Source organism: Bartonella doshiae NCTC 12862 = ATCC 700133, from assembly GCF_000278155.1.
Lineage (GTDB): Bacteria > Pseudomonadota > Alphaproteobacteria > Rhizobiales > Rhizobiaceae > Bartonella > Bartonella doshiae.
This window is the reverse complement of record NZ_JH725094.1, coordinates 181,037-189,024: the sequence shown is the minus strand read 5'-3', so window position 1 is coordinate 189,024 and position 7,988 is coordinate 181,037. Positions and strand designations below refer to the sequence as shown.

General features: G+C 36.0%; 7 protein-coding genes, 1 tRNA gene and 1 pseudogene. 3 read left to right on the top strand and 6 right to left on the bottom strand.

Annotated elements, in window-relative coordinates; translation table 11 throughout:
* Positions 1-162: 162 nt before the first annotated feature.
* Positions 163-444 (bottom strand): type II toxin-antitoxin system YafQ family toxin, encoded by a 282-nt coding sequence (locus tag MCS_RS00900; protein WP_004854496.1) that lies wholly within the window; start codon positions 442-444, stop codon positions 163-165.
* Positions 445-451: 7 nt separating this feature from the next.
* Positions 452-733: a type II toxin-antitoxin system RelB/DinJ family antitoxin gene (locus MCS_RS00895; RefSeq protein ID WP_004854493.1), complete on the bottom strand. Its 282-nt coding sequence runs from the start codon at positions 731-733 to the stop codon at positions 452-454.
* A gap of 188 nt (positions 734-921) precedes the next feature.
* On the opposite strand from MCS_RS00895, the gene MCS_RS00890 reads away from it, so the two are divergent.
* Entirely contained in the window at positions 922-1,290 is a 369-nt protein-coding gene (locus MCS_RS00890) for a transcriptional regulator (RefSeq protein WP_004854490.1), read from the top strand.
* A 319-nt stretch (positions 1,291-1,609) separates the two neighbouring features.
* The gene (locus tag MCS_RS00885) at positions 1,610-4,366 is read left to right on the top strand and encodes an autotransporter family protein (RefSeq protein WP_004854489.1); all 2,757 of its coding nucleotides are present in this window, start codon (positions 1,610-1,612) and stop codon (positions 4,364-4,366) included.
* A 729-nt stretch (positions 4,367-5,095) separates the two neighbouring features.
* On the opposite strand, the gene MCS_RS08895 is transcribed toward MCS_RS00885, so the two are convergent.
* Positions 5,096-5,239: a YopJ family acetyltransferase gene (locus tag MCS_RS08895; RefSeq protein ID WP_425338895.1), complete on the bottom strand. Its 144-nt coding sequence runs from the start codon at positions 5,237-5,239 to the stop codon at positions 5,096-5,098.
* Positions 5,240-5,486: 247 nt separating this feature from the next.
* Here MCS_RS08895 and MCS_RS08610 point away from each other — a divergent pair.
* Positions 5,487-5,676: pseudogene (locus MCS_RS08610) on the top strand (helix-turn-helix transcriptional regulator).
* On the opposite strand, the gene MCS_RS00880 reads toward MCS_RS08610, so the two are convergent.
* The 3 genes from MCS_RS00880 to accB form a co-directional block, all read right to left on the bottom strand.
* Positions 5,639-5,714: transfer RNA gene (locus MCS_RS00880), tRNA-Thr, on the bottom strand. The pseudogene MCS_RS08610 and the gene MCS_RS00880 sit on opposite strands and share 38 nt — an antisense overlap.
* A gap of 201 nt (positions 5,715-5,915) precedes the next feature.
* Positions 5,916-7,274 carry an acetyl-CoA carboxylase biotin carboxylase subunit gene (gene accC / locus MCS_RS00875; protein ID WP_004854486.1) on the bottom strand — a complete coding sequence of 453 codons (1,359 nt, stop codon included), beginning with the start codon at positions 7,272-7,274 and terminating at the stop codon, positions 5,916-5,918.
* Positions 7,275-7,287: 13 nt separating this feature from the next.
* Positions 7,288-7,779, bottom strand: a complete 492-nt coding sequence (gene accB / locus MCS_RS00870) for an acetyl-CoA carboxylase biotin carboxyl carrier protein (protein ID WP_004854485.1) — start codon at positions 7,777-7,779, stop codon at positions 7,288-7,290.
* Between the last annotated feature and the right edge of the window lie 209 nt (positions 7,780-7,988).

Below are 7,988 nucleotides of genomic sequence, written 5' to 3'. Positions count from 1 at the left end.
ATAGTATTTTTTCTTTTTTTGCTTATCCTTGATTTTGCACGCCTCATGGATGCGCTAGATAATATCTTCGCCCATTTAAAACAATGGTTCTCAAAGAACTGAACAACTGTCATAAAAGAAAAAATTTCGTAAAATTCTTTTTACTATAAATTGGAAATCCAATTATAAATGCAGTTCAGAATGGGAACCAAGTCGTAAAAGCTCTAGTGTTTTGGCATCTGGCTTTCGATAGATCAAAACTAAATCCGGTTTTATGTGACAATCACGACAATTGCGCCATTGGCCTGTTAGTGCATGGTCTCTCCAATGCACCTTTAGCGGTTCATTCTCCGCTAACGCTTTGACCACAAGCAGCAAATCCTCCTCTAGTGCATTAGCATATCTGCCTTTGCTTTCACGTTTAAGGTCGCGGCGGAATGAACGCGTATAGACAATTTCTCTCATAACAAGCTTAGGTTTGCTTTTCAGATTTACGCACTTCGGTTCTATCTGCGCGTATCATAGCCCTTAAGCCGTCTAATGATGTACGTTCAACGCGTCCCATTTCGGCATCCTCGATAGCTTGTAATGTTTCCGGATTTGGTTGGAATAGATCAAGCGGTAATGCTTTATCTCTAGCAATGCGGGTCATAAACATGCGCACTGCATCCGATACAGTCAATCCTGTGGACTTAATAACTGCACTTGCAATTTCTTGAACTTCATCAGGTATGCGGGCTTGAATTTTCCCCATTACTAAATCTCCTATTTAATCGTACTACAATGTACTACATTTCCAGCTGATGTCAAGAGATTTATCCGTTATGCCATACAACCTTGTGTATTAAGGAGGGTAGGAAGCCAATTTTTAAAAGGAGCTAACCAAAACCTGAAAATTTCTGCTAGAATTACGTGAGAGCTTCTTTTTTAATAGGATTTTAGATGCTAACACCATTTGGTAAAACCTTACCAAAACTCCGCATTGATCACTCCGAACGCCTTTTAGATATGGCTGAGAAATTAGACATATCTGTAGCATTTTTATCTTCTGTAGAGATTGGTAAAAAGTCTGTACCGGTTGGCATGGAAGAAAAGATCATAGAGTTTTACGCTTTAGACCAAAAGATGGCTTCTCTCTTAAGAAGAGAGGCTGATGTTTGCCGCAAGAGTTTTACAATAAAGCCTTCTAATCCGTTGAGTCGTGAAATTGTTGGCATGTTTGTTAGAAATTTACATAATCTTTCACAACAGGATTTAGCGGAATTTAAAAAATTATTAGAGAAAGTTAGCAAACAAGCATGCGCTTTGTAGAAGCATGTTCGAGAATCCTATTCCCGAACTTTTATATATGTTCCCGCACCTTAAAAAAGATTATAGAGAATCAGTAAGTTATACAAGTATAAAATGCATAGCAGAGCTGTCGGGATCACCTTGAATAAAATTACCACTAATCATAACTGCAAATTTTCATTTTTAAAAATAGCAAAACGTGCTATTTGTATTTTATGAATACAACATATAATGAACAATAAATAATCTATTTTGTACTTTATCGTATTTCGAATCGTGTGATTTGTTTTTTTACCTGCATTTTTGCTTTTGTTGAGGAAAAGAAAGCTAAAAAAGAATGATGATCAAACTCTCTAAAAACCACCTATATTTGTGGGCTCTCACAGAGGTTCTTTTTTCTTTTTTGTCAAACCTGGACGCTAAGGCCAGTTCTCATTCTTCAATATTATTTTCGTGTCATGAAAGCAAACCATATTTTAGATGCAATGACGGTAAAGAACATATAATAAATATTAAAATGTATAAATTCGCTGAAATTTCTAAAGAAAAAGAGGGAGACGCTTCTTTTATATTGCCTGCCGTTATAGTTGCGCAGGAGTCAGGTACGATTATTCAAGCGACACGTGTAGAAGTGCAAGGGGGTGATATAGTTGTTGGGGATACTTATGGTGTAATTGCATCGCGAGGGGGAAAAGTTGTTTTGAGTGATTCAGTTTTTAAAGACGTATCAACTGGTCTTAAAGCTGATAATGGAATGATTGTGGTAGATCGTGGAGTGATTGAGGTAGCTGACATAGGAGTTTATGCAGAAAATCAAGGAACATCTGTTATTTTAACTCAGGCAAAGATTAAGGTGGAACGTCAGGAAGCCAATCAAAGCGCTGCTCTTTTCAGTAGTTTTGGGGCAAATATTAAGATGGCGGGTGGTGCGATTGATGTAGTGAATGCTGCTGCACTTCATATCGGAACGAAAGGAAGAGTAACTCTAGAGGATGTTATAATTACTTCAAAAAATCCAAAAGTGGTGAATGGGAAAGATGCAGATGAAAGAGATGATATTTCTCATGCAGTTTTAAATGTAAATCAGTCTAGTTCTCTTTATTTAAAGAATACCAATGTTGTTGCTACCAATGTTCATGGTTTGCGGATTGGATTAGATACCAAAACACAATTGAATGCCGGTACAGAAGGGAAAATTTTAATTTCACGGATTGATATTGAAGATTCAAAAATTACAGTAGCAGGTAATAAGCATGGTATGCATTTTGATATGGGTGAAGGAAATAATGACTATGAGCAAGGAGTTGTCATTTTAAAAAAAACGGCTTTTGAGGTTCCGAATGGTACAGTTGTTCATAGCAGCAAGAGTAGTGGTTATGTCGCAGTATCAAAAGACTCAAAAGTTTCTGGCGATTTATTATTAAAGGTTGAAAAGGGAGCTTCTGTAGGAGTTTTAGTCGATTCCTCCTTATTAACAGGGGGGGTGCGTGTTGCTGATGATTCTACTGCTGAACTTTACATGACAGGAGGTTCGAAGTGGATTTTAACGAAACCCAAAAATACGAATCCGAAAGATTCAAATCATGTAAGTTCATTCGTTTCGTTTTTAAAACTTTCTGATAGTGTTATTACTTTTGAAACTCCAACATCTAAGGAGTATCAGATACTTCATATTGGAAATGGAAAGGGAGAAGTTTATACTGCTCAAGGAAGTGCAGATCTTTATCTTAACACGTATCTCAATGGTGATGGTTCATTTAATGATCAAAAGACTGACCGATTTTTAATTTATGGTGATGTATCTGGAAAAACAACAGTTCATGTGCAATTCATTGCAGGAAATAAAGGGGAAGCAGTGAGCGATAAAAATATGCGCAGCATCTCAATTATTCAAGTTTCTGGAAAAGCAGCAGAAGATTCTTTTCAGCTGAATAGCACTTATATTGCTCTAGATGGTTTACCTTATCAATATTATCTTCATGCTTATGGTCCAGATTCTTCTCTTGGGAATTCTCATGTTACTCATGGATTAGTTAACGGAGATAGAGATTTTTGGGATTTTCGCCTTGAAAGTAAATATGTTCAACCTGTTTTAGCAGTATCTGCTTTTCCTTTTGAGCCCAAAATAAGGGATATCGTTCCGCAAGTTCCAACCTATCTTCTCGTACCAAATGTTTTTTTCCATGTTGGATTGATGGGTATTATTAACAAAAATGAGTATTTGGAGGCTGTTCGGTCCGCTTCCAGTGAAATGTTGGATACTCATGAAAATTCTGCTGTTTTTGGGCGCAGCTATGGTGGTAATTACCGTTATATTTCAGATCTATCCGCGCTTGAATATGGTTACGGAGGCGATTTTTCTTATAAAGCTGTAGAAGCAGGTGTTTTATTGCAAACAATTGAGAGTACTTACAATACTATATCTTTGGGAGTGATAGGATCTTACGGAAAATTTTCTTTGCAGCCTTTGAATGTTGAACAAAGTCAAGAAAGTACTTTTGATCAATGGTCAGCGACAGCGTATGGTAGTATGCAGCATGATGCAGGATTTTATGTGGATGGTCTGTTCTCCTATAGTCATGTCAAAGGAGATGTTGTCACCCTTGCGCGTGGCAAGACAGCAACATTAAAGGGGCAGCTTTTCAGCACTTCATTGACAGTTGGTAAAGAATTTATGGTGGGGGCTGAAGGTTTTGTCTTTGATCCACAAGTTCAGGTTGTTTATCAGCATCTCCAGTTTAATAGGGTGCGTGATATTGATAACTTTGACATTGAGATGGGAAAACTTGAACAGTGGGTAGCACGTGTTGGTGGGCGTTTAAGTAAGACACTGATTGAATCTGAAAAGGATAACAGTGTTGTTTCTTTCTATGGCAAGCTTCATTTTTCTCATGGTTTTAGAGGTAAACAAACTGTACGTTTCAAGGATGATTTTCAATTGGGTGCTTTTGGTTCTTCACTTGAGGCCGGTTTAGGAATCAATACACAAGTGTCTTCAAAGTTTATGCTTCATGGTGATGTTCTTTATCAACATAGACTCAATAAAGTTGGTTTTTCTGGAATTAGTTTTTCTGGTGGACTACACTATCGTTTTTAATTAATTTTTGAAAAGCCATAAGTGATGTTATGGCTATACGGTATTTTATTTTAAACAAGAATGAGGTTTTTAAAAATGCTTTCAGTGCAGTAGAAAATGGTGGTATATTTTCTTTATTCTTGAGATGCTTTGTTACATTTAAAGTTAATTTAAAGAAAAGTGAATTTTAAGCAAATCTTATAATTATAAAAAGTTTAAGAGAATGATGTTTACAGTCATTCTAAGTTCTTTCTTAGATTTTGTTATTTTAAATGACAAAAGGATTTTCAGGTATAGGCTGTGCTGCTTTTGCATTGGAGATATTGTATTAGGATTTCGCGCAGTTATATTGCTTTTTAAAGTAAAGTGTGGAAGTAGAGAGAGTAGATAAGTAGTGTAAAAGTGGGAAAAATTCTATCAATAAAGTTAAGAATTGCTTATACTGATTTTTATATAAATCTAAAAACTTATCTTTGAGATTAGTGTAGAATTAGATATTTAATTATAGTTTAGCTTTTTGATAAAATTAAAAGGAAAATATAAAATATTGTATTTAAGATAATTGTGTGTGATAAATCTCCCTCATTCTATATAGTAATATAAGAAAAATATCTTAAAAGTTATATTAGTATAATTTTCTATCTATCCAATGATAAGAGTAGCACGGGTTTTGTATATTTTGTAGCACGTATTGCATCAATAAAGTTTGTATATGTAATATAGATGTGTTCCTTTTAAGCTTTAAAAGGTCTATACATACTTCTTAATCTTCATAGCTGCATCTCTATCATTTGCTTTTTTGACTAGAGCAGGCATCATTGTCGGATCTGTATGTGTATAACTGGTTTTGGTGAAAGCACCACTAGCGATATCATCCTCTAAATCTTTAACAATACTTTTTAATGTGATTATCCAAACTAGGCTCGTAAGTTTTCAATAATGGATCTAGAATTTTGGCAGTTCTTACAGTTTTGGAATTTCATAACTATCGGACACCCTATGATTCATTGTTGAAAGCACATGTTTCTACTTTAGAAAGTCCTATTACCAAAGAAGTTTAGTTTTTAATAACCAACTTCATTTCCTCGTCTTTTAGGATGGGTAAGGGATGAAGTAACATAAAAAAGAGAAAGGTACTGAAATGATATTTGATGATGGTGATAGATATGTAACGACATATAAATGTGCACAGATTCTTAGCTGTATTAACAGCAACGATTCGCAATTAGATGATTACAGGAACATTTCCTAAATCACATAGACTAGGTGGAGCAGTAAGATGGAAAAATAAAATGGTGCCCCCAGAGAGACTCGAACTCCCGACCCCCTGATTACAAATCAGGTGCTCTACCAACTGAGCTATAAGGGCATAACAAAATGGGAAGTAGCACAAACTTGTAAAAAGGAAAATAGGAAATTATCAGTTTTTATGCATATTTTTGAAAAAAATGTATAACAAATTATAATAGTAATGAGCTATTTTTCATTTTTTGCAGCAATATCGGTATTACTTTTACAAACGATCCTCCATAAAAACATTAATAAAAAGAGATACCACTTTATTCTTAGTTTAAGAATCTGGAGAAGATGAATAATCAGATAGATATTTTTCTAGCCAGTGAATATTATAATCACCATTCGCTACATCTTGATTGTTAATAAGATCACGAAAGAGAGGCAGTGTGGTTTTGATTCCATCAACAACAAACTCATCCAGAGCACGTCGCAAACGCATCATGCACTCTAACCGTGTTCGTCCATGAACAATTAGTTTCCCAATCATACTATCATAATAAGGCGGGATACGATAACCTGAATAAGCTCCTGAATCAACACGAATTCCTAAGCCTCCAGGTGTATGGAAATGTGTAATGGTACCTGGTGATGGTGTAAAGTTAATGGGATCTTCTGCATTAATACGACATTCAATAGCATGACCACAGAAGCAGATATCATTCTGTGTAATTGATAGTCCTTGACCTGATGCAATATGAATTTGTTCATGGACCAAATCTATACCTGTAATTGCTTCTGTTACAGTATGTTCAACTTGTAAACGTGTATTCATTTCAATAAAGTAGAATTCGCCATTTTCATAAAGAAACTCAATAGTACCTGCTCCACGATATCCAAGTTTAGCACATGCATTTGCAACAATATCACCAATTTGTTTTCGTTCAATTTCGTTAAGAGCAGGTGAGAGAGCTTCTTCCCATACTTTTTGATGACGTCGTTGGAGTGAACAATCACGTTCTCCTAAATAGACAGCTTTTCCCGTTCCATCACCTATAACTTGAATTTCAATATGACGTGGTTTTTCTAGATATTTTTCAATATAAACTGCATCATTACCGAACGCTGCTTTCGCTTCTGAACGAGTTGTTTCAAGAGCTATAGCAAATTCTTGTTCAGAACGAACAACTTTCATACCGCGTCCACCACCGCCTGCAGAAGCTTTAATAATAACGGGATAACCAATTTCACGAGCAATACGTAGAGCTTCAGTTTCTTCCATGATTGCTCCGTCTGAACCTGGTACTATAGGAATTCCAAGTTTTTTAGCAGTTCTTTTTGCTTCGATTTTATCCCCCATAATTCGAATATGTGCAGCTGTTGGACCAATGAATGTAATATCATGGGCTTCTAAGACATCCGCAAATTTCGCATTTTCAGATAGAAAGCCATATCCTGGATGAACAGCATCAGCCCCTGTGATTTCACATGCAGCAATAATTTGCTGAATACTCAAATAAGAATCGCGAGCAGGGGGAGGGCCAATACAAACACTTTCATCAGCAAGACGAACATGCATTGCATCAGCATCTGCAGTTGAATGGACTGCTACAGTTTTTATTCCAAGTTCTTTACATGCTCGCAAAACACGAAGAGCAATCTCTCCTCGATTAGCAATGAGGATTTTTCGAATCATAGCTGCCCTCGCTTTATTCAACAACAATAAGTGGTTCACCAAACTCAACTGGTTGAGCATCTTTAACGAAAACAGCAGTTACTGTACCCGAACATGGTGATGAAATTTGATTCATTGTTTTCATTGCTTCAATGATGAGTAACGTTTGTCCTTCAGAAACATTTTGCCCTATTTCTACAAAAGGTTGTGCACCTGGTGAAGGAGCAAGATATGCTGTACCAACCATTGGAGATGTTATTGCGTTCTTTGATTTGTCTTCTTGTATAGGGGATTCAGTGGTTTGAGTTGAGGAAGACGTTGCGGTAACAGGAAGAGAGGAAATAGGAGCATAGATTGTATGTTCAGGAGTAGCTGAGATATTTTGACGCGATACACAAATACGAAGTCCACCCTGCTCAACCTCAATATTTGTTAAATTTGTATCATTCAAAATCTCAGCTAGGTCGCGGATAACTTTCGTATTAATTGCGGTATGTTTTGCCGCGTCCATTTTTTTTGTTGCCATTTTATTTCTAACTCCTTGATCAGTGAAGATCGCCATACATGATTGAATTCTTATGACTGGGTATCTCTAGACTACGGATGACCTTTTTTGAAGATTCTACTTTGCATTTTTGAAGTAATATTTGCTACGCAAAATCGCACTTATAAGCCTGTTGTACAAAAAGAGAAAGCATAAAATCATCTAATTTACGGTATTATTCCATAAATTCG

Bases quoted from the DNA above. Each gene is read 5' to 3' on its own strand.
- MCS_RS00900 (WP_004854496.1), bottom strand. From the start codon at position 444: ATGAGAGAAATTGTCTATACGCGTTCATTCCGCCGCGACCTTAAACGT.
- MCS_RS00895 (WP_004854493.1), bottom strand. From the start codon at position 733: ATGGGGAAAATTCAAGCCCGCATACCTGATGAAGTTCAAGAAATTGCA.
- MCS_RS00890 (WP_004854490.1), top strand. From the start codon at position 922: ATGCTAACACCATTTGGTAAAACCTTACCAAAACTCCGCATTGATCAC.
- MCS_RS00885 (WP_004854489.1), top strand. From the start codon at position 1,610: ATGATCAAACTCTCTAAAAACCACCTATATTTGTGGGCTCTCACAGAG.
- accC (WP_004854486.1), bottom strand. From the start codon at position 7,274: ATGATTCGAAAAATCCTCATTGCTAATCGAGGAGAGATTGCTCTTCGT.
- accB (WP_004854485.1), bottom strand. From the start codon at position 7,779: ATGGCAACAAAAAAAATGGACGCGGCAAAACATACCGCAATTAATACG.